The 21,922-nt window shown below is 39.0% G+C and carries 22 protein-coding genes, 1 tRNA gene and 1 pseudogene; 21 read left to right on the top strand and 3 right to left on the bottom strand.

What is annotated here, in order from left to right; genetic code table 11:
* Positions 1–55 precede the first annotated feature (55 nt).
* From lgt to namA, 12 genes are all read left to right on the top strand, one after another.
* Complete coding sequence (lgt, locus tag LFLEISCH_RS08735) at positions 56–889, top strand: prolipoprotein diacylglyceryl transferase (RefSeq protein ID WP_007475540.1); 834 nt, start codon at positions 56–58, stop codon at positions 887–889.
* Positions 890–919: 30 nt separating this feature from the next.
* On the top strand, positions 920–1,573 hold the full coding sequence (gene ppaX / locus LFLEISCH_RS08730) for a pyrophosphatase PpaX (RefSeq protein WP_007475539.1): 654 nt from the start codon (positions 920–922) through the stop codon (positions 1,571–1,573).
* A 1-nt stretch (position 1,574) separates the two neighbouring features.
* Entirely contained in the window at positions 1,575–2,072 is a 498-nt protein-coding gene (locus LFLEISCH_RS08725) for an acyltransferase (RefSeq protein ID WP_007475538.1), read from the top strand.
* Between the two features lie 101 nt (positions 2,073–2,173).
* Positions 2,174–3,637 carry a tetratricopeptide repeat protein gene (locus LFLEISCH_RS08720; protein WP_007475537.1) on the top strand — a complete coding sequence of 488 codons (1,464 nt, stop codon included), beginning with the start codon at positions 2,174–2,176 and terminating at the stop codon, positions 3,635–3,637.
* Between the two features lie 81 nt (positions 3,638–3,718).
* Positions 3,719–4,675 (top strand): thioredoxin-disulfide reductase, encoded by a 957-nt coding sequence (gene trxB, locus LFLEISCH_RS08715; RefSeq protein WP_007475536.1) that lies wholly within the window; start codon positions 3,719–3,721, stop codon positions 4,673–4,675.
* 344 nt (positions 4,676–5,019) lie between these two features.
* Positions 5,020–6,009, top strand: coding sequence for a UDP-glucose 4-epimerase GalE (gene galE / locus LFLEISCH_RS08710; protein ID WP_007475535.1), 990 nt, complete (start codon positions 5,020–5,022; stop codon positions 6,007–6,009).
* Between the two features lie 65 nt (positions 6,010–6,074).
* Positions 6,075–6,989: an aldose epimerase family protein gene (locus LFLEISCH_RS08705; RefSeq protein WP_007475532.1), complete on the top strand. Its 915-nt coding sequence runs from the start codon at positions 6,075–6,077 to the stop codon at positions 6,987–6,989.
* A 171-nt stretch (positions 6,990–7,160) separates the two neighbouring features.
* Positions 7,161–8,888 (top strand): phospho-sugar mutase, encoded by a 1,728-nt coding sequence (locus tag LFLEISCH_RS08700; RefSeq protein ID WP_007475531.1) that lies wholly within the window; start codon positions 7,161–7,163, stop codon positions 8,886–8,888.
* Between the two features lie 372 nt (positions 8,889–9,260).
* Entirely contained in the window at positions 9,261–10,136 is an 876-nt protein-coding gene (gene rapZ, locus LFLEISCH_RS08695) for an RNase adapter RapZ (RefSeq protein ID WP_007475528.1), read from the top strand.
* A gap of 1 nt (position 10,137) precedes the next feature.
* Positions 10,138–11,103, top strand: coding sequence for a gluconeogenesis factor YvcK family protein (locus LFLEISCH_RS08690; RefSeq protein ID WP_007475526.1), 966 nt, complete (start codon positions 10,138–10,140; stop codon positions 11,101–11,103).
* Positions 11,104–11,108: 5 nt separating this feature from the next.
* Entirely contained in the window at positions 11,109–12,083 is a 975-nt protein-coding gene (whiA, locus tag LFLEISCH_RS08685) for a DNA-binding protein WhiA (protein WP_007475524.1), read from the top strand.
* A 15-nt stretch (positions 12,084–12,098) separates the two neighbouring features.
* On the top strand, positions 12,099–13,112 hold the full coding sequence (gene namA / locus LFLEISCH_RS08680; RefSeq protein WP_007475522.1) for an NADPH dehydrogenase NamA: 1,014 nt from the start codon (positions 12,099–12,101) through the stop codon (positions 13,110–13,112).
* Between the two features lie 231 nt (positions 13,113–13,343).
* Here namA and LFLEISCH_RS15920 read toward each other — a convergent pair whose 3' ends face one another.
* Both LFLEISCH_RS15920 and LFLEISCH_RS15915 read right to left on the bottom strand, forming a co-directional pair.
* Complete coding sequence (locus tag LFLEISCH_RS15920) at positions 13,344–13,724, bottom strand: MurR/RpiR family transcriptional regulator (protein WP_051057297.1); 381 nt, start codon at positions 13,722–13,724, stop codon at positions 13,344–13,346.
* A 47-nt stretch (positions 13,725–13,771) separates the two neighbouring features.
* Positions 13,772–14,101, bottom strand: coding sequence for a hypothetical protein (locus LFLEISCH_RS15915; protein WP_051057296.1), 330 nt, complete (start codon positions 14,099–14,101; stop codon positions 13,772–13,774).
* 249 nt (positions 14,102–14,350) lie between these two features.
* On the opposite strand from LFLEISCH_RS15915, the pseudogene LFLEISCH_RS08670 reads away from it, so the two are divergent.
* The 5 genes and pseudogenes from LFLEISCH_RS08670 (at position 14,351) to LFLEISCH_RS08655 (ending at position 19,015) form a co-directional block, all read left to right on the top strand.
* A pseudogene (locus LFLEISCH_RS08670) lies at positions 14,351–15,917 on the top strand (alpha-glucoside-specific PTS transporter subunit IIBC).
* A 21-nt stretch (positions 15,918–15,938) separates the two neighbouring features.
* On the top strand, positions 15,939–17,264 hold the full coding sequence (locus tag LFLEISCH_RS08665) for a 6-phospho-alpha-glucosidase (RefSeq protein ID WP_007475516.1): 1,326 nt from the start codon (positions 15,939–15,941) through the stop codon (positions 17,262–17,264).
* Positions 17,265–17,319: 55 nt separating this feature from the next.
* Positions 17,320–17,808, top strand: a complete 489-nt coding sequence (locus LFLEISCH_RS08660) for a hypothetical protein (protein ID WP_007475514.1) — start codon at positions 17,320–17,322, stop codon at positions 17,806–17,808.
* Positions 17,809–17,844: 36 nt separating this feature from the next.
* Positions 17,845–18,153, top strand: coding sequence for a hypothetical protein (locus LFLEISCH_RS15905; protein ID WP_241432893.1), 309 nt, complete (start codon positions 17,845–17,847; stop codon positions 18,151–18,153).
* Positions 18,137–19,015, top strand: coding sequence for an MFS transporter (locus LFLEISCH_RS08655; RefSeq protein ID WP_241432892.1), 879 nt, complete (start codon positions 18,137–18,139; stop codon positions 19,013–19,015). The genes LFLEISCH_RS15905 and LFLEISCH_RS08655 overlap by 17 nt, the downstream gene beginning before the upstream one ends.
* 22 nt (positions 19,016–19,037) lie before the next feature.
* Here LFLEISCH_RS08655 and clpP read toward each other — a convergent pair whose 3' ends face one another.
* Entirely contained in the window at positions 19,038–19,631 is a 594-nt protein-coding gene (gene clpP / locus LFLEISCH_RS08650; RefSeq protein WP_007475512.1) for an ATP-dependent Clp endopeptidase proteolytic subunit ClpP, read from the bottom strand.
* 182 nt (positions 19,632–19,813) lie between these two features.
* On the opposite strand from clpP, the gene LFLEISCH_RS08645 reads away from it, so the two are divergent.
* From LFLEISCH_RS08645 to LFLEISCH_RS08630, 4 genes are all read left to right on the top strand, one after another.
* A tRNA-Arg gene (locus LFLEISCH_RS08645) sits at positions 19,814–19,885 on the top strand.
* A gap of 407 nt (positions 19,886–20,292) precedes the next feature.
* Complete coding sequence (locus LFLEISCH_RS08640; RefSeq protein WP_007475510.1) at positions 20,293–20,952, top strand: hypothetical protein; 660 nt, start codon at positions 20,293–20,295, stop codon at positions 20,950–20,952.
* Positions 20,953–20,970: 18 nt separating this feature from the next.
* On the top strand, positions 20,971–21,528 hold the full coding sequence (locus LFLEISCH_RS08635; protein ID WP_007475507.1) for a hypothetical protein: 558 nt from the start codon (positions 20,971–20,973) through the stop codon (positions 21,526–21,528).
* 111 nt (positions 21,529–21,639) lie between these two features.
* Positions 21,640–21,903 carry a hypothetical protein gene (locus LFLEISCH_RS08630; protein ID WP_223196445.1) on the top strand — a complete coding sequence of 88 codons (264 nt, stop codon included), beginning with the start codon at positions 21,640–21,642 and terminating at the stop codon, positions 21,901–21,903.
* Positions 21,904–21,922 lie beyond the last annotated feature (19 nt).

Below are 21,922 nucleotides of genomic sequence, written 5' to 3'. Positions count from 1 at the left end.
AGTTAGAACAGTTAAAATTAAATTTAGAATATGAAACAAAGAAAGTAGGTTCAAAATGGAAAATCAAATTACGCCGCTTAATCCAGTGGCGATTCAAATCGGTAACTTCTCCATTAAATGGTATGGAATTATTATTGCACTGGGTGTAGTTGTGGCACTGCTTTTGGCACTTAGAGAGGCGACTAAACGCCATTTTGATAAAGAGTTGTTTGTAGATTTACTCATTTGGGCAATCCCCATTTCAATTATTTGTGCGCGCATTTATTATGTCATTTTTCAGTGGGACTTTTATAAGGATAATCCAAGCGAAATTATAAAAATTTGGCACGGAGGGATTGCCATTTACGGGGCGCTGATTGGGGCGGTCGGTACGGCGATTATATTCTCGCGTATCAAGAAAATCTCCTTTTTCCAACTAGCGGATATTGCTGCTCCAAGTTTACTGATTGCTCAAGCGATTGGACGTTGGGGAAACTTTATGAATCAGGAGGCACACGGGGCAGAGACGACGCGCAGTTTCTTAGAAAGTCTTCACCTGCCAGACTTTATCATCAATCAAATGTACATAGATGGGGTCTATTATCAGCCCACTTTTCTTTATGAAAGTTTATGGAATGTACTAGGGTTTGTTGTGTTACTTATTTTACGCCGGACGAAGATTCGCCGCGGGGAGCTGTTTTTAAGTTACGTGATTTGGTATTCTTTCGGTCGCTTTTTCATCGAAGGGATGCGTACGGACAGTCTTATGTGGGGCGATTTTAGAGTATCCCAAGTGCTTGCGGTCATTTTAATCGTTGTATCAGTGGGCATCATGATTTATAGACGTCTAAAATTAAACCCACCTTATTATTTAGCGGACAAATACGGGAAGGTGCCAAAACAAAAATAGGGTTTGCTTCGGCAAAGAAAGGTTGAAAGTATGACTAAAAAGATAACTACTTTACTATTTGACTTGGATGGAACCTTGATTAATACAAATGAACTTATCATCACAACATTTCAAAAAACATTGGCGGAATTTTTACCAGAAAAAAGTTTTTCGAGAGAAGATATTTTACCTTTTATCGGACCGCCGCTTACCGAAACATTTGCGAACTTAGCGCCTCTTCGTGTGGAAGAGATGATAGCGTATTATCGCGAGTTTAATATTTCGCATCATGATGAACTTGTGCTTGAGTATGATGGTGTCTATGAGGCCATTCGAGCGCTTTATGAAGAAGATTATAAATTAGCAGTCGTATCTACTAAAATGTACGATGTCATTATGAAAGGCCTTAAATTAACAGGTTTGGATAAATATTTTCAAGTTGTGATTGGGCTCGATCAGGTGAAGACCGCAAAACCAGATCCTGAGGGTATCGAAATGGCGCTTGCGCTACTCGGCTCAGAACCAGATGAAGCGATTATGGTGGGCGATAATCTACACGATATTTTTGCGGGAAAAAACGCGGGCACCAAGACGGCAGGTGTTTCATGGTGTATTAAAGGTCCAGAATATTTGAGCCAGTTTGAGCCTGACTATATGTTAAAAACGATGGGCGATTTACTTGAAATTGTCCGTACCGAGGCCTAGCATGCGCAATTACAAACGCTACGAACCTAAAATTCCGGGCGAAAATCCACTAAACCATGTGTATAAAACGGTCTCATTTTGGCGAACTTTTAAAAATACGCTTGTCATCGAATTTGCACGCTACTTCCCTTTTATGGGCGGGAAACGCAATTTGTATCGCAAACTTTTAGGGATGAAAGTAGGACCGAAAACCGCCATTGCGTTTAAAGTAACACCCGATTTATTTTTCCCAGAAAAGATTACGATTGGCGAAAATACAGTTATCGGCTATCATACGACGATTTTAACGCATGAATACCTCGTGAAGGAGTATCGCGTTGGCGCCGTTTTGATTGGGAATGACGTCATGATTGGCGCTGGCGTCATCATTTTACCAGGAGTTCAGATTGGAGACCGCGCTGTAATTGGCGCGGGAGCAGTCGTTTCAAAGGACATCCCAGCTGATTGTGTAGCGTTTGGAAATCCAATTGTGATTAGAGAAAAATCCGATTCTGAGTGAGAATCGGATTTTTTATGGGGTATATGTAGAAGGAGAATCCAGTATATTGACGGAATTTTGAACTGTGATATACTAAATAAACGAAATGGAGGGGAGAAAAAATGACAGGAAAACGATTTCGGGACCCAAAAGTGATTCACTTTCTCCCAAACGGACAGTTTTATTTTGAACGAGGTATTGTGGCTTTTCGCGAGGAGAAAATGACGGAAGCGATTGGTTATTTAGAGCGGGCACGTGAACTTGAGCCATTTGAACCGGTGATTATTTGTCAGCTGGCGATTTGTTATACAGAAATTGGGCAATTTCATAAGTCTAATCAACTTTTGCGTTATATTTTAGAAAAACTAGATGCGAATATGCATTATTGTTATTATTTTATCGCAAATAATTTTGCGTATTTAAAGGATTTTAAACGTGCGCTTCAATATGCTAAGCGATATGTAGCGGAGGATCCAAAGGGCGAATATGTAGAAGAGGCGAATGACTTAATGGATGTTTTGCTTGAGGAATCGCCGATTGGTCAGAGCCTTGAAAATAAATTTATTAAAGTCGAACAGGAATTTTATGAGTATAAGAAGGAAATTAATCGCTATTTAGCAGAAGAAGACAGTGTTTCGGCATGCCGTGTTTTAGAACGAGTTATTGATGAAAAACCTAATTTTTGGCCAGCTTATAATCAGCTTGCGGCGCTTTATTTTGAACAGTTGCGCGAAGAAGAAGGTCTTAGAGTTTTATATGACTTACTAGAACGCTCAAGTGGCAATCTTTTAGGGCGCATTGATTTATTTATGTATCATTATTTTAAATCGAATGAGGAAGAAGCAAAGGCGCTTTACAGTGAGCTTTCAAAAATTGTGCCGATTTTAACGCATCATAGGGAACGACTCGGCTATGTGCATGCCATGATGGGAGCGTATAAAACGGCGGACGATTTCCTAGGTGATATTGTTGATTTAGAGGTGACAGAACGGCCGAAGTTTTATTATTACCGGGCAAAAACAGCTTATTATTTAGGAAATATTGAATTTGCTAATGAAATGTGGGAGCAGTTTTTAAATTGCGATGTTTATGAAAAGGAAGATTTTCCGTTTACAGATAAGGCCGATGACTTTGTGGCGCACGTTCCAAACGTTTTGCGCTTCCTTGCATCAAAAGAGCCGGCGCTACATTATTTAGGTGTTTATGCGCTTTCTATTTCACCATCGCGCGCTGAAATGGTGTTGTTTCATCCCCTTTTTGAAATGACCAATTGGACGTATGAAGAGCACCTCGTTTTCACGCAGTTTGTGTTTCTCGCAGATGGGATTCCAGAACAGAATAGCCGCTATATGGTCGAGCTTTTTTCCGAGCTCACGCAGATTGGATTGCCACTTTCGGAGGAAAACTTAGCGTTTTATGTGCAGGTGGTCCGAACGATTTGGCAGATTACGGAGAAACGAGTTTCCTTGGTGGACTACGAGAAGGAGGCTGTCATTTCGAGCTTCGTCGCGCGTTTTGGCAGCAAGTCGCAAATAAAAACAGCGAATTTAGACAAAAAGATACAAGATATTGATCTATTTGACTAGTGTGAGCATAAATATAGACGAACTTACTGTTTCGTATTAAGCTAGGTGTAGACTTAAAGAGTAACTTTAGGAGGATGTCGGATGGTAAGTGAAGAAAAAATCTATGACGTGATTATTATTGGTGCTGGGCCTGCTGGTATGACAGCGGCGCTTTATACATCCCGTGCTGATTTAGATACATTAATGATTGAACGTGGCGTCCCGGGCGGGCAAATGGTCAATACGGCTGATGTCGAAAACTATCCTGGTTTTGATAGCATTTTAGGTCCGGATTTGTCGGATAAAATGTTTACGGGTGCTAAACAATTTGGCGCAGAATATGCGTACGGCGACATTAAGGGTATTGAAGATTTTAAAGAATATAAACTTGTAACGGCTGGTTCGAAAAGCTATAAAGCACGTGCGGTTATTATTGCAACCGGTGCCGAACATCGTAAATTAGGTGTTACGGGTGAAGATGAACTTAGTGGACGCGGTGTATCTTATTGTGCGGTCTGTGATGGTGCCTTTTTCAAAAATCGCGATTTAATCGTCGTTGGCGGCGGAGATTCTGCAGTTGAAGAAGGAACTTATTTGACGCGCTATGCGGATAAGGTTACAATCGTACATCGACGCGATAAATTACGTGCGCAACAAATTCTACAAGATCGTGCTTTTAAAAATGAAAAAGTCGATTTCGTGTGGGATTCAACAGTTGAAGAAATTGTTGGAGATGACAAAAAAGTCACCGGTGTACGTCTTGTATCCACAAAAGATGGTACAAAACGCGAAGTTGATGCGGACGGCGTATTCATCTATGTCGGTCTTGTGCCACTCACAAACGCATTTCGCGACCTTGGGATTACAGATGAAGAAGGCTATATCCGTACAAATGAAGAAATGGAAACAAGCATTCCAGGTATCTTCGCAGCCGGAGACGTTCGCGTGAAAAGCTTACGCCAAATCGTAACGGCAACTGGAGACGGCGGTTTAGCTGGACAAAATGCACAAAAATTTGTGGAAGAATTAAAAGAATCGCTTGAAGCGGTTAATGAATAAAAATTTCGAGACTGCCCTTTTGGGTAGTCTTTTTTGTTGATGTATGGAGAGGAAACTTATTCAGCTCGAAAAAAGAAAATAAAGCGGAGGTGGCAAGGAAATCAGGAAAAAGCCCTTTTACTTTTCAGATTAAATTTATGAGGATGATTCTTGTTCATTATATTTATAATGGCTATAAAAAGTTAGATAACACGTAATTTCATAATTTCGTTTAACCAATACAAATCAGCCCAAATATGAACTTTATGTGAAACCTTTTTGAAATCTATATGAGAAAGGGTGACGATTGCCTGAAACTGTTGTAAAATAGATAAGATAAGAGTACCCTCGAGGAGGAAGATGAGATGAGTATTTTAGTATTAGGCGGGGCTGGCTATATTGGCTCGCATGCAGTAGATGCACTTCTAGCAAAAGGTTATGAAGTAGTTGTGGTAGACAATTTGCAAACTGGACATCAGGCGGCTTTGAATTCACAAGCTGTTTTTTATAAGGGCGACATACGTGATAAAGCTTTTTTACAAAATGTGTTTAAAAAAGAAGCGATTGAAGGTGTTATTCATTTTGCGGCTAATTCGCTTGTCGGGGAATCTATGCAAATTCCGCTTGCTTACTTAAACAATAATGTATACGGGACACAAGTTTTGCTTGAAGTGATGGAAGAGTTTGGCGTGAAGCATATTGTCTTTTCGTCCTCAGCCGCGACTTACGGAGAGCCGGAACGCGTGCCGATTACCGAAGATATGCCGACAAAACCAGAAAGCACATACGGCGATACAAAGCTGATTATGGAAAAAATGATGCACTGGTGTGACTTGGCTCATGAGCTTCGTTATGTCTCCTTACGTTATTTTAACGTTGCTGGAGCAAAAGAAGATGGCTCAATCGGGGAAGACCATAATCCTGAATCGCATTTAGTGCCGATTATTTTACAAGTGGCATTAGGACAGCGCGATGAATTATCAATTTATGGTGATGATTATGATACTGAAGACGGAACTTGCGTGCGCGATTACGTTCATGTGGTGGATTTAATTGATGCGCATATTTTGGCTCTGGAGTATTTGAAAAACGGCGGGGAGAGCAACATTTTCAACCTTGGCAGTAGCAATGGCTTTTCAGTGAAGGAAATGCTGGAGGCAGCTAGACGTGTAACAGGTAAGGAAATTCCGGCTGCAATTGGGCCGCGCCGAGCTGGAGATCCAAGTACGCTAATCGCATCAAGTGACAAGGCACAAAAGGTTTTAGGATGGTCACCGAAACATACGGATGTTGAAGAAATCATTGAAACCGCGTGGAGATGGCATTCGGCTCATCCAAACGGTTACGAAGAATAAATGGAAGTCAAACTGGCGACAGAGCGTGTCGCCAGTTTGTGTGTTTGGTGACTGGGAGGTGCGAGTTGAAACGACTGTTTGGGGAATTAAACGGAGTTCCAATTTATGAATATACACTTAAAAATAAACGCGGGACTGAATTTTCGGCTTTAAATTATGGTGCTATTGTGACGCGCATTGTGACGGAAAATCAATTTGGTGAGTTTCAAAATATTTGTTTAGGGTTTCATAGTCTAGACGATTATTTGGCGTATTCGCCGTATTTTGGGGCTTTTGTTGGCCGAGTGGCAGGGCGGATTCGAAATGGCTCTTTTTGGTTAGATGGCAAACATTATGACCTTGTGAAAAATGCGGGAGTTCACCAACTGCACGGAGGCCGTCCGAACTTCAGTAAGACCGTCTTTGAAGTTGAAGAAACAGCAAATTCGCTTATTTTTTCCTATAAAAGTCCTGCCTTTCAAAATGGCTATCCGGGCGAGGTAGATGTTGTGATGCGCTATACGCTAACTGAAGAGGATGCATGGGTCATTGAATATGAGGCGGACACGGACCAGCCAACGCTTTTTAATCCGACCAATCATACTTATTTTAATCTTTCGGGAGATGTTAAAAAGTCCATCTTAAAAAATGAGCTTTTTGTGCGTAGCCACGCCTATGCATGTATCGATGAGGAATTGATTCCAACAGGAGAACTTCGAGAGGTTTTTGGAACTGCGTTTGATTTTAATGAGGCCAAGCAGATTCAAAGCGCGATTTTAAAAGGCGACCCGCAGATGGATTTAGCAAGTGGTGGATTAGATCACGGGTTTGTTTTGGAACATGTACGCAACCAACCTGACGCCATTTTAGTTGATCGGGATTCAGGGCGGGGCATAAAAATGGAAACGGATGCACCGGCTGTGGTGATTTATACAGGAAACACGTTAACGGGTGTATTATACTTGGTTTTGGGGATAAATTTCGGCCGTTTTCAGGGATAATCATTTGAAACGCAAAGTTTGCCTGATGCTATTCATCATCCGCATTTTGGAGATATTGTGCTCCGGCCGGGGACCCCATTTTATTCCAAAACGATTTTTCGCTTTTTTGTAAATAAAGCTCGAAACTGATAAAATAAAACAGAAGGTTATTGTGAGAGGAGCCAAGGTACAATGAATTGGAACGTAGAATATGAAAAATGGTTAAATAATGGACAGCTAGATGCGGATTTGCGCGGACAGCTTGAGGTTTTACAAGGTGATGAAAAAACATTAGAAGATAGTTTTTATAAAAATATGGAGTTTGGAACTGCTGGAATGCGTGGGGTTTTAGGTGCGGGAACAAATCGCATGAACATTTACACGATTCGTAAGGCATCTTACGGGCTTGCAAAATTTGTAGCAGAAAATGGGGATGCGGCCAAAAAACGCGGTGTCGTAATTGCCTATGACCCTCGTCATATGTCACAAGAATTCGCGTACGAGAGTGCTGCGGTTTTAGGCGCCAACGGGATAAAAAGTTACGTGTTTGAATCGCTTCGCCCGACGCCAGAACTTTCTTTCGCGATTCGCGATTTAAACTGCTTCAGCGGGGTTGTTATTACAGCGAGCCATAATCCGCCTGAATATAACGGCTATAAGGTTTATGGTGAGGACGGTGGGCAAATGCCGCCTGCTTCTGCGGACGCTGTAACGGAATATATTGATTCAGTAGAGGATATTTTTTCAGTGGAAATTAAAGATGTGCGTGAACTAGAAGCAAATGGCATCCTTGAAGTCATTAGCGACAAAGTGGACGTGCCTTATTTAGAAAAATTAAAAGAAGTGATTGTAAATAAATCGCTTGTGAAAGAAAAAGGGGGAGACTTAAAAATTGTGTTTACCCCGCTTCACGGTACAGGTGGAATTTTAGGCGTACCTGCGCTAAATAGTGTAGGCTTCACCAATATTATCCGCGTGGAGGAACAGTTTGTAAATGACCCGAACTTCGGGACAATTAAATCGCCAAACCCAGAAAACAAAGAGGCGTTCAAACTGGCGATTGATTACGGCGAAAAATATGATGGAGACATTTTGGTAGGGACCGATCCAGACGCCGACCGCCTAGGTGTAGCGGTTCGCACAAAAACAGGCGAATATAACGTCCTTTCAGGAAACCAAATTGGCGCCCTCATTTTAAATTATTTACTCAAACAAAAGAAAAACCAAGGGGAGCTGCCGACCAATGCGGCCGTTTTAAAATCAATTGTAACAAGCGACCTTGGCCGCGAAATCGCTGAATTTTACGGAGCGGAAATGATTGAAGTTTTAACAGGCTTTAAATTTATCGCCGAAAAAATTAAACAATTTGAAGAAACCGGCTCGCATACATTTGAGTTTGGCTACGAAGAAAGTAATGGCTACATGGTCAAATCCTTTACACGCGATAAAGATGCCATTCAAGCTGTTCTTGCCATTTCCGAAGTGGCACTAGACGCTAAAGAACGCGGCTTTACGCTCTTAGAAGAACTGGACAATATTTTCTCCCAATTCGGGTTTTATAAAGAAGATCTTGTTTCGCTAACACTGAGCGGGAAAGACGGTTCTGAGCGGATTAAAGAGATTATGGCAAGTTTTCGCAATCAACTTCCAACAAGCATGGGTGGCGAAAAAATCGCGCATGTGGAAGATTATTTACGAAGCGAAAAAAGTTTTGCAAGTGGGGAGATGGCACCAATCACACTTCCTCGTGCGGACGTATTGAAATTTTATTTAGAAGATGGTTCATGGTTCTGCTTACGTCCTTCTGGAACAGAGCCGAAAATCAAATTCTACTTTAGCATAAAAGGTGCATCTGAAGCAGCTAGCACGGCCAAGCTTGAGAAAATTCGCACTGAGCTTCTTGAACGGATTGAAAAATAAAATAGCTAAGGAAACTCAGTAAAAGATCCGTTGAAACGTATTTTTACTGAGTTTCTCTTTTTAAAGGTATATTTGAATTAAAATTTGTTTTTTTTCGCTATTAGTGTGTCATCAAGCAAGCTGTTAAACAAGCCATTATCGAGGCATAGAAAAGTAATCGGAATTATAAAATGGGGAAAAATGGTGTGAGATTTTGATTCGTCAAACGCTTACATCGCTTTTTCATCTAGGGGAAGAAGTTTCAATCGCAAAAGGTAGGAACCGCAGTTTTTAGACCTCATTCGCTTTATTTGGTGAACCTCTTTTTGCAACATTCAAGCCTCGAATATGGTAAGATAATAGATATAGTGAATGACGGAAGGGTGAGTGCTTTTGGCAACGAATCAATTGCAATTAGTTATTATTACTGGAATGAGTGGGGCAGGTAAAACGGTTGCGATGCAGTCTTTAGAAGACCTTGGCTATTTTTGTGTCGATAATTTACCGCCAACGCTTTTACCAAAATTTTGGGAGCTCATGAAAGAATCTGGCAAAATGAATAAAATTGCACTTGTCATGGATTTACGCGGACGTGATTTCTTTGACTCTATTGAAACGGCGCTAGATGAGCTTGATAATACATCATTTATTACGACAAAAATCCTTTTCCTAGAAGCAGATGATGCTGTGTTAGTTTCGCGTTACAAAGAATCAAGACGCCATCACCCGCTTGAACCAAATGGATCAGTTTTAGAGGGAATTAAAGCAGAGCGCGAACTTTTAAGTGATTTAAAAGGGCGTTCGCAACTTGTAATTAACACATCAAATATTAAACCACGAGATCTTAGAGAACGAATTAATCAAGAGTTTAAAGCAGAAGATAAAGATGTCTTCAACGTTCAGGTCATGTCTTTTGGGTTTAAATATGGCCTGCCAATTGATGCGGATTTAGTGTTTGATGTGAGGTTTTTACCGAATCCACATTATATTGATAAAATGCGTCCATTAACAGGGCTTGATGAAGACGTTTATAACTATGTTATGAAATGGCCAGAGACGCAAACGTATTTAGATAAAACACTTGATTTGCTCAATTTTACACTCCCGTATTATAAACGTGAAGGAAAAACGCAGCTTGTGATTGCGATTGGCTGTACAGGCGGTCAGCATCGTTCTGTGGCACTTTCAAAATACATTGGAAAAGCTTTGCAAGGGAAATATGAAACGACGATTTCGCACCGAGATATGAAGCGCAGAAAGGAAAAGTAGTATGGATAAAGCAAAGAAACCCAAAATTGTAGTTATCGGCGGCGGAACGGGGATTCCGGTTATATTAAAAGGATTGAAACATAAAAATGTCGATTTAACAGCACTTGTAACAGTGGCCGATGACGGAGGTAGCTCTGGAAAAATCCGTCAACAAATGAATGTCCTTCCGCCGGGTGATATTCGCAATGTAATGGTCGCTTTATCAAACGCCGATCAGCGACTTGTTGACCTTTTTCAATATCGTTTTAAAGTAGACGGTGATTTATCAGGTCATGTTGTTGGGAATTTAATTTTAACAGCATTATCAGAATTAAACGCGAGCTATGTGGATGCCATTGATGTTCTCTCGAAAGTCATGCGCATTCGCGGCAAAGTCATTCCGGTCACAGATCACCCACTTGTTTTAAAAGCCGAGATGGAAGACGGGGAAATTGTGACCGGCGAATCCATCATCCCTTTACAAGGAAAGCAAATTAAACGTGTTTTTATCGAGCCGGAAGAAGTTTTGCCGCTTAAAACGGCCATTCGAGCAGTGAAGGAGGCAGATTTAATTGTTATTGGCCCAGGTAGCCTTTATACAAGTATCATGCCCAATTTACTCGTGAAAGGTTTGGCGGATGCCATTGTAGCTTCAAACGCAGAGAAGGTTTACATCACTAATATTTTAACGCAAATTGGGGAAACCGATTACTTTAGCGATGCAGATCATATTCGAGCGATTCATGAGCACGTAGGGACGCCTTTTATTACTAAAATGCTTATTAATACCGAAAAAGTGCCAGAAGAATTACTATTTCCAGACGATGTCAGACAAGTCACGCATAGTGATGCTGATTTAAAAAAAATTGGTGTAGAAGAGGTGTATCACGACTTTCTCTCCACAGAAGATCGTCTTGTGAGACACGACGGCGAAAAAGTGGCGCAAGCTCTTTTAGAAATGCTTTCGAATGAAAATGAAAAGGAGTGAGTATTGTGTCGTTTGCCTCGGAAACAAAAAAAGAATTAACGAATATGGAAGTGACAGAAGATGAGGCGAAAGCCGAACTTGCCGCCTTCATTCGAATGAACGGTGCAATGTCATTTTCAAATGGTTTAATGGTGACAGATGTTCAAACTGAAAATGCTGCCACAGCGAGAAGAATGTACCAACTGTTAAAACGGCTGTATGATGTTCCCATTGAGCTTTTAGTCCGAAAAAAAATGAAATTAAAGAAGAATAATGTATATATCGTCAGGCTGAAAGCGAAAACAAAGGAAATTTTAGAGGATTTATATATTTTACAAGATCATTTTACGTTTACGAAGTCCATTGACAGGGCATTTGTAAAAAAACGGAATGCAAAACGAGCCTATTTGCGAGGAGCTTTTTTAGCAAGTGGATCGGTGAATAACCCTGAAACTTCCTCTTACCATCTTGAAATATTTTCAGTTTATGAAGAGCATAATGAGTCCATTTGTGCCCTGCTCAATTCATTCGATTTAAATGCCAGAACGCTAGAGCGGAAAAATGGTTTTATTACGTATTTAAAAGAAGCGGAAAAAATCACAGAATTTCTAAGTATTATCGGGGCAACACAGGCGCTGCTTCATTTTGAAGATGTCCGTATTATGCGAGATATGCGTAACTCCGTTAACCGCCTAGTAAACTGCGAAACCGCTAATTTAAATAAGACCATAAATGCCGCGGTTAGGCAAATTGAGAATATTAAATTTATCCGCGCTGAAGTGGGCTTAGAAGCTTTGCCGGAACGTCTGCGCGAAATTGCTGAGCTACGAATTACACATGAAGATGTTTCATTAAAAGAGTTAGGGGAAATGCTTACAGGTGGTACGATTTCTAAATCGGGAATTAATCACCGCTTACGCAAAATCGATCAAATTGCCGAACGGCTAAAAAACGGGGAAACGCCGTCACAAGTAGGCTTAAATGTACAAAGTATAAAATAAAGGATGCGAATTTTGATGTCGAAATTATTTTCCAGTTACAAATTGCAGGATATTACACTTAAAAACCGTCTTGTTATGTCACCGATGTGCATGTATTCAGTTGATAAAGAAGATGGTATTGCAACAGACTTTCATCTCACACATTATATGAGTCGTGCAGCAGGCGGAGTTGGACTCGTGATTTTGGAAGCAACTGCTGTTCAAGAAAATGGCCGAATCTCGGAAAAAGACCTCGGCTTATGGAATGATGAACAAATTCCAGCGCTTAAACGGATTACAGATGGTATTCATTACCACGGTTCGAAAGCTGGGATTCAGTTAGCTCATGCGGGTAGAAAAGCTGAACTTCCTGGGAAAATTGTAGCGCCTTCAGCTATCGCATTTAGTGAGAAATATAGCGAACCAAACGCCTTGACGTTAGAAGAAATAAAAGAAGTTGTAGAAGATTTCAAACGCGCGGCATATCGCGCGGCAGAAGCAGGCTTTGATGTGATTGAACTTCACGCTGCACATGGTTATTTATTACATCAATTTTTATCACCAATTACGAATCGCCGGGAAGATGCATACGGCGGACCTGCGGGCAATCGTTACCGCCTTGTAGGGGAAATTATTAAAGCTGTGCGTGAAGTGTGGGATGGACCGGTCATTGTACGTGTCTCCGCATCAGACTACGCCCATGGCGGTTTAAAACCAGAAGACTATATTCCTTTTGCAAAATGGATGAAAGCAGATGGCGTAGATTTAGTAGATGTGTCGAGTGGCGGCCTAGTTCCTGTAGCACCAAAAAGCTATCCAGGGTATCAAGTGCCATTTGCTGAATTGATTCGAAGCGATGCAGGAATTGCAACAGGAGCGCTTGGTCTCATTACAAATGCCACGCAAGCGGAAGAAATTTTGTGTAACGGTCGCGCGGATTTAATTATTATTGGTCGTGAATTACTCAGAAATCCGTATTTTGCACGCACTGCTGCCATTACACTTGGTGAGACAATTGAAGGCCCCGGACAATACGGTCGAGGTTGGTAAAATAAACGCGAAGGAGTCACTCCTTCGCGTCAGACTGCTGACAAACGGCAATCTTCGTCGTTAAACCTTCCGTTCCGGTGCTCACGTACTCGAGTACGCTCCGCTCCGGTACTCAGATTTTCCTAGAATCTCACCATTTGTCAGCAGTCTAATTTTGACGTGCGCCGTTTTATTTTGCGTAAACGTTGAGTTTTTCTACAAGCTAACGCGAAGGAGGTACTCCTTCGCGTTTTAAAGTTGATTTTTATAGAGATTATACTGAACGAAAAGCAACTCAGCAATAAGGTATAAACTAGCTGTGGATTCAAAGGTTTTTGTGCTTTTATTATCAAAACTAATCTTTGTATTATTCATATAAATATTTTCAGTACTTAGGCTAGCTAAAGTACTGTTTTTTAATTTGGAGATGGAGATAACGGGGACATGTGAGAGCTTTAATTGCTGGGCCACTGAAACAACAGATTTTGATTCCCCGTCTAATGAAATTAAAAGCACCAGATCTTCTGAATTTACAATCTGAAAAAATTCCTTATTCATCGTCACCGCATCAAAATCATAAAAACAATCCCCACCATGTAAAAAAAGTAATTTTAATTGCTTAGCAACCGACATTTGATAATCTCCGGATCCGAAAATAAAAACCCGTTTGGCTTGATGAATCAAACGACAAATCGAAAAAAATCTTTGCGCGCGAGTTCTTGAATAGTTCGCGTATAACCTTCGCAAATAATATCCACTGATTCCGCCATCATACTAACTTCTTGCTCCAAATCCCATTTTAAATGAATTTTTAGTTCACTAAATCCAGATAGTGAAATTTTTTTAGCAAATCTCAGAATAGTTGTTCTTGATACAGCACAGTTTTTGGCAAGATCATTAATGTTCATTTCACTACACAATCTTTTATTCATTAAAATATAGTTCCAAATGTGCTTATCATTCTGATTGAGTTGCTCATAATTTTTATTGACTAATTCTTCAAGTTTCAATTAAAATCAAATCCTTTACCTATTTGTTAGCGCTTACGTTATGCTTTTATTGTAGCATTAAACCCGCAATAGAGCGATACCCTCTTCGCAAAAAAAATCAATGTGAAAAGTTCCTCCTTTTGTGAAAAATTCCTGTTTCAGAACTTGAGAGATAATCAGAAAAATTATATTGTAAAGCGCTGTCATTCAGTCTACAATGAGCATCATAAGACGTCTTAAAAAAACAAAAAAAAGGAGGTTTTGCGAATTATGATGAAAAAAGTACAACAATTTGGTGGAGCGATGTTAGCACCGGCACTATTATTTTCATTCGCAGGGATTGTCGTTGGTTTTTCAATTTTATTTATGAATCCAGATATTATGGGAGCAATCGCCACACCAGATCACCTATGGTTTCAAATTTGGAATGTTATTGCAGAGGGAGCTTGGGTAGTCTTTAGACAAATTCCATTACTGTTTGTCATCGGTCTTCCAATTGGACTTGCCAAATCACAAAGTGGACGCGCCTGTCTTGAAGCACTCGTAACGTATGTGACATTTAATTATTTTGTATCTGCTATTTTAACTACTTGGGGAGCGAGCTTTGGAGTAGATATGACGCAGGAAGTCGGGGGAACAAGTGGACTAGCGAATATTGCAGGAATTAAAACGCTTGATACTGGAATGGTTGGCGCACTTATTATTTCCAGCATCGTCGTCTATTTACATAATCGCTATTTTGATACTGAATTACCAGAAGTTTTAGGTGTATTTAGAGGGACATCTTTCATTGTAATTTTAGGGTTTGTTGTGATGCTTCCGGTTGCTTTCCTATTCGCCTTTATCTGGCCGCATTTCCAAGCTTTCATGCTAGACATGCAAGGGTTCTTTATATCATCAGGCGCACTAGGTGTGTGGGTTTATTCTTTTTTAGAAAAAATATTAATACCAACTGGATTGCACCATTTCGTATATGCGCCTTTTGCGTATGATAATGCCGTTGTGCCAGGAGGAATGGCCGCTTATTGGGCTACACACCTCGGTGAATTCCAAACCAAAGCACAAACATTAAAAGAAATGTATCCAGCGGGAGGCTTTGCCCTTTCTGGAATGTCAAAAGTATTTGGTTCCATTGGTATCACGCTTGCCTTTTGTAAAACCGCAAAATCAGAAAAACGCAAAGCTGTACTGGGCTTAATGATTCCTGTTGCGGCTACAGCCGTATTTGCAGGTATTACAGAACCGCTTGAATTTACTTTCTTATTTTTTGCACCCTTATTATTTGTCGTACATGCTCTGTTAGCGGCTACTCTGTCAACATTAGGTTATGTTTTTGGCGTTGTAGGAGATTTTGGAGGGGGATTAATTAACTGGTTTGCCATTAACTGGCTACCACTATGGAAATATCACTGGCCAACCTATGTGACGCAAATTGTGATTGGTCTCATCTTTGTCTTTATTTGGTATTTCGTATTCACCTTCCTCATTCAAAAATTTAATTTAAAAACGCCGGGACGTGAAGACGAAAATGAAGAAATGAAACTCTATAGCAAAAAAGATTATAAAGAAAAACAAGAAAATGGGAAAAAAGAAAATCCAAATACAAAAAAAAGCCTTACAATTTTTAGAATCTCTAGGCGGAAAAGAAAATATTGTAGACGTAACGAATTGTATGACGCGACTACGGCTAACCGTAAAAGATGGCTCAATTATCGCTTCTGAAAGCGATTTTCGTAAAGCGGGGGCTCAGGGGCTCGTGAAAAACGGTGACGCGGTTCAAATTATTGTCGGCTTATCGGTTCCATCTGTTCGTTCGGAATTTGAAAAATTACTTTAATTAGAAAAGGATGTTGTAGAAATGAAAAAAAGTTCGATTTTGATTGCTGGCGGGGGAAGTACATACACGGCTGGAATTGTTGTGATGCTTTTAGAGGCGATGGAGGAATTTCCGGTACGAAAAATCAAGTTTTATGACAATGATGAAGAAAGACAGCGCAAAGTGGCAGAAGCTTGTGCGATTATCATTAAAGAACGTGCGCCAGAAGTGGAATTTGGTTATACAACTGATCCGAAAGAAGCTTTTTCAGATGTGGATTTTGTGATGGCGCAGCTTCGCGTTGGAAAATATGCTATGCGAGAACAAGATGAAAAAATCCCTTTGAAACACGGTGTTGTCGGCCAAGAAACGTGCGGACCAGGGGGAATTGCATACGGTTTACGTTCAATTGGGCCTATTATCGAAATGGTGGATTATATGGAAAAGTATTCGCCTGACGCGTGGATGCTCAACTATTCGAATCCCGCAGCTATTGTAGCAGAAGGAACAAGGCGCTTACGCCCAAACTCAAGAATTATTAACATTTGTGACATGCCAATTTGTCTTGAAGATATTATGGCCCGTGTTATTGGTCTGAAAAATCGTAAAGATATGGAAGTACGTTACTACGGGCTTAACCATTTTGGCTGGTGGACAAACATTCAAGATCATGCAGGTAATGATTTAATGCCGAAAATCAAAGCGCATATCGCAAAACAAGGGTATACAGAAGACACACAAGCAGGGCAACATAAAGAAGCTAGCTGGCTTGAGGCGATGCGTGCAGGTAAAGAGCTGCTTGAAATCGAACCGAAATACTTGTCTAATACGTATTTAAAATATTACTTAATGGCAGATGAAACCGTTCTTCACTCGGATAAAAATTATACACGCGCAAACGAAATTATAGATGGTCGTGAAAAAGACGTTTTTGAAGAGTGCCAACGAATTGTTTCCAACCAAACCGCAAAAGATACATCCATTCATTCAAGCGAACATGCCTCATTTATTGTCGATTTAGCGAAAGCGCTCACCTTTAATACCAAAGAGAGAATGTTACTTATCACGCAAAATAATGGGGCGATTGAAAACTTTGATTCCGAAGCGATGGTAGAAATTCCTTGTATTGTTGGGAAAAATGGTTTTGAGCCACTTTCCATGGGCAAAATTCCGACTTTCCAAAAAGGATTGATGGAGCAACAAATTGCTTCTGAGAAATTGGCGGTAGAAGGCTATATAGAAGGTTCCTACCAAAAAGTTTGGCAAGCGATAACAATGAATAAAACGGTGCCAAGCGCAAAAGTTGCTAAAGACATTTTAGATGATTTAATCGAAGCGAACAAAGAATTTTGGCCGGTTTTAAAATAAGATGGAAGGCAAAATGACTTCGGTCATTTTGCTTCTCCTTTTAGGAGGAAATAAAATGATAGCGCTCGTATTAAATAAATTGGAAGAAATCAAAATGAAAGTAACGTCAGATTGGATTTTAAGCCTGACAGAAAAGATTTTTTATATTATCCCTTGTCTTTTTTTAGGCTATCTTTTTTTACTTTCATTAGAAACCAAACTAGGTATTTTATCACCCGTTCAACATAATCCCATTTATACGGCCTATTTTATAACTTTTCTCTCTTTCTTTTTCTGCGGCTTTTTAACACGTCAAATTCGAATTTTAAAAGACAAAGATGAGGCATTTGTGAAGCTCGCTACACTGCTATTACTCGCGTCGCAACTTGTAATGTTAAATATGATATGTGCGGCTATGCTTATCTTTTTCATTAAAAAAGAGTTTTCATGGGATATTCGCCATATTCCGTTCCGACAATTAAAGTGGCGATGGCAACTGGCTCTCTGCTTTTATATCGCGACCACGGCGTTCATGGTTTTTATAGTCAGACAAATGATTCTATAAGTCTAACTTCATTTTTTTACAAAAGGAGGATTTTCTGTGAGTGAGAGGAAGCGTTTTATTTCGCTATATATTTTGATGTATATGGCTTTTTCGTTCGGATTAACTCAATTTACGCCTTATTTATCTAAAATTGGTTATGATGAATTCGAACGAGGTATTTTATTATCCTCTTACGCAGTTACAACTATTTTTCTGCAAATGATAATAGGGTTTTACGCGGATAAATTCCAAACCATTAAACGATTTGTATTTTTATTACTGCTCTTTTATTTAATCTCCACTTGTTGTTTTTATTTTATTAGTACACCACTTTTTTTTATTGCATTTATTGCTTTTAGCGATTAGTGGCGGTTTAATTAATACCATTACAGGGCTTTCGGATACGTGGATTTTAAAGGGGAGCGAGGAAGTGCGAGTTAACTTTTCTTTTATCAAAGCATTCGGTTCTATTGGCTGGGCATCAGGAAGTTTACTCTTATCGATTTTAATCGGCACTTCGGGCTATACAGGTCTTTCACTCGGGATTTTTGGCTTAGTGGTAGCTTCGATGGTGGTTGTTTTCTTTTTAACGGATATTGAAAAAATCGTTACGAAACATACTGAAAAAGTGCAGCTAAAAGATTTTAAAATCGTTATTTTGAATCAAAACTATAGATGGTTGATTATCATTTTGTTTTTGCTATACAGCGCTATTATTGCGAATAATATTACCGTTGTAGATAAAATGATTACACTTGGTGCCACAGACCTTCAAATCGGCTATAAATGGTCTATTCAGTCGCTCTTTGAAATTCCCGCTTATTTATTTGGCGCACGCTTGTTTAGCAAGTGGTCTAATTTCACATTATTAAAAATCACCGCATGTGTTCTTAGCTTACAATTCATTTTATTCGCTTTATCTGGAAGTTCTTGGGTCATCATTGGTTTAAGCGCACTCCAATTTTTCACAACACCTTTATTAATGATTTCTTCTAAACAACTTATTTTTTCTATGACGGATGAAAGGATGCAATCAACGGGCCAACTGTTCGCGCTTAGCATTTTTACGGGTCTCTCATCTCGTGTCGTTCCAGTTTTAGCAGGTTATATAACAAAAGCCTTTAATGTTGATATCACTTTATTTATAGTTGGAATTATACCTATTATCGCGTTATGGATGACGGCGAAATTACAACTTATGACCATAAAAAAATCCGAACTCGCTTAAGTCCGGATTTTTTCGTTGGTTCTTATTTTAAGTTGTTTTTATTGACGATAATATCATCAATCAAGCCATAATCTTTGGCTTCTTGCGCATCCATGAAATTGTCACGGTCTGTGTCACGTGCAATCACTTCAAGTGGTTGTCCGGTTTTTTCAGATAAAATGCGATTCATGCGATCTTTAATTTTTAAGATGTGTCGTGCTGCAATTTCAATTTCAGTAGCTTGACCTTGCGCCCCACCAAGCGGCTGATGAATCATGATTTCCGAATTAGGAAGCGCAAAACGTTTACCGTCCGCTCCAGCAGCTAATAGAAATGATCCCATTGATGCAGCCATTCCCATACCGATAGTTTGAACATCAGATTTAACGAAATTCATTGTGTCATAAATCGCCATTCCAGCAGAAATACTACCACCCGGGGAATTAATGTAAAGGAAAATATCTTTTTCAGGATCTTGTGCATCCAAGAAAAGTAGCTGTGAAACAATAGAGTTCGCTACATTATCATCAATCGCAGAGCCAAGCATAATAATACGATCTTTTAAAAGACGGGAATAAATGTCATAAGCACGTTCCCCGCGACTTGTTTGTTCAATTACTGTAGGGATTAAATTCATATCAAGATTCCTCCTGTAAGACAATAGTTTAAGATGGGCTTTTGTCCCATGCATTGATTATATCATATAACATTGGTCAAAGTAGGTCAAATGAAAGGCTTTTAAAAGAGCTTCTTTTAATTAAAAACTTGTCAAAATACGGTGCTTCCGCTATAATTACTATTCGTACGGGAAATTTATTTGCCCTCGTGGTGCAACGGATAGCACGTGAGATTCCGGTTCTTAAAATGGGGGTTCGATTCCCTCCGAGGGCGTTCAAGACTATTTTAAAAACATCTCGAAATTGGCTTTAAAACTAGTTTTTTAACTGTTTAGACTGATTTTGAGATGTTTTTTTATTTTTGTATATTGGTAAATAATTATTTATCAAAAGTCACATGTTTAAATAGATGTTGCTTAAAAAACTATTTTTGTCTTCATATTCTATCAAAATATGAAAAGAATATGTCTAATTGCTAAGCAACCTGCATAAAATGTGAATAGTTACAGATAAAAACTAATTTTGTACTCATAAAAAGGTTAAATGACACTTTTTAGCAATGGAAATAGCTTAAAAAAGTAAGTATTTACATCAATATGCTTCTGAATCTATACATTTCATTTATGTGATACCATTTTCATGTAAAGCTTTTTAAACACATAATAGAATGGAGCGTATAAGATGAAAAAGTTTTTCTATGGGATTTTACTTCTCACGATTATTTTGACAGGTGTTCAAACTGGTACAGAAAGTGCTTCTGCTAGTTCGAATGTGCAAGGCGAAATAATTAATTTAGAAGGTGTTGATTTAACCAAACCTCATGTTGTGACAAAAGACGGGACAACAATTGATTCCGTTACATATGACGAAATGGTCGCAGGAATCGCAAAACGAGAGGGGCTTTCAATCGATCAAGTGAAAAAGCGTTTAGCAGATGGAGATGTTAAACGTCCACTTTTAAAAGCCTCCTCAAGTACATTTTATAAACATTTAACAAAAACGATAGACATTGGCGGATTATGGAAGCCTAAAATTGATATTTATGTGAAAATGTGGGCACAAGGATCATTTAGACAATTTGATAAAATTATCGATTATAATTTAGTCAGATCATGGTATGGAGCTTCTAAACAGTTTAAAGGCTCATTCAAAGTGAAATTTTTATCGAAAAATAATATTTATTGGTGTATAAACGGTGATTTTTATGATAAAGGAACGACCTCCTCTTCCTCGTCCGTATCATTAAACGTTGGTGGGGTAGGTTCAGTTAATTATTCTGTCTCAAAAGCTAAGACAAAATATAAGTACGTGTATAAGTATGGACACTTTTACGCTCAATAACAGGGGAGAGAAGTGAAAATGAAAATTCAAAAAGCATCACAATTTGCCATTTGTATTCTTATCATTACTTTTTGCATCATCACAGTAATTTTTGTTAACCCTAGTCAAACACTTCTTGCATCTAGCAGAGAAGATGCTCTCATTTCTACATCAGAAAACGAAAAAATGATACATGTTGGTATTTTTGGAGACGGCACAAAAATAAGTAAATGGTTTGATTTTGAAAATGTAACAACAGAAAAAGCAACACCGAAAAATTTATCTAAATACGATGCTCTCGCCGTAACAGGGGAATATTTAAAAAAGACCGATCTAAAGAAATTAAGAGAGCTACTGCGCGGTGCTAAAAAAACCCCACTTTTATTTTTAAACTGTCAAAATATAAGTGCCCCTGCTTTTATGAATTCCGACATTGAAAATTGGAAAGCGCTAGAAATGCAAGATAAAGAAGAGGTGCAATTGTTATTTTATTATAATCAAACGCATTATGTAACTTTTGGTGAAGCTACTTTTAATAATAAAATACAAGAAAAGCTAGCAAAATGCATTTTGGATTTAGAGACAGAAAATCATTAACAGAATAGCGTGGAGTCTTGTACTAATCTATAGTTTCAAAGAGATGGGGAAAAGCTCGTCTCTTTTTTTCGTTCATCCGACCTATTTTAAAAAAGAACAAATGTTCGCATAATGGTAAGGAAAGAGTTAGGCGGTGACGATTTGTATAGTTTATTTGAACAGGAAAAAATAGTCAAAACGGAAATGATTTTTACATTATTAAATGCGATGAATTTAAAAAAAGTAGTACTCATACAATATGCACAAAATAAAAGCAGTGAACTTATTCCTATATTTATTGATATGCAAAATGAAATTGTACAATTTTATGATACAAAAAAAGAACTACAGATGTTCCATTTTAAACAAATCAAACATTGTTCCATAATAAATTGAAGATTTTTCTATCCTTCTC

It is taken from the genome of Listeria fleischmannii subsp. fleischmannii LU2006-1, from assembly GCF_000344175.1.
GTDB lineage: Bacteria > Bacillota > Bacilli > Lactobacillales > Listeriaceae > Listeria > Listeria fleischmannii.
This window is presented reverse-complemented; position numbering and strand designations above follow the sequence as displayed.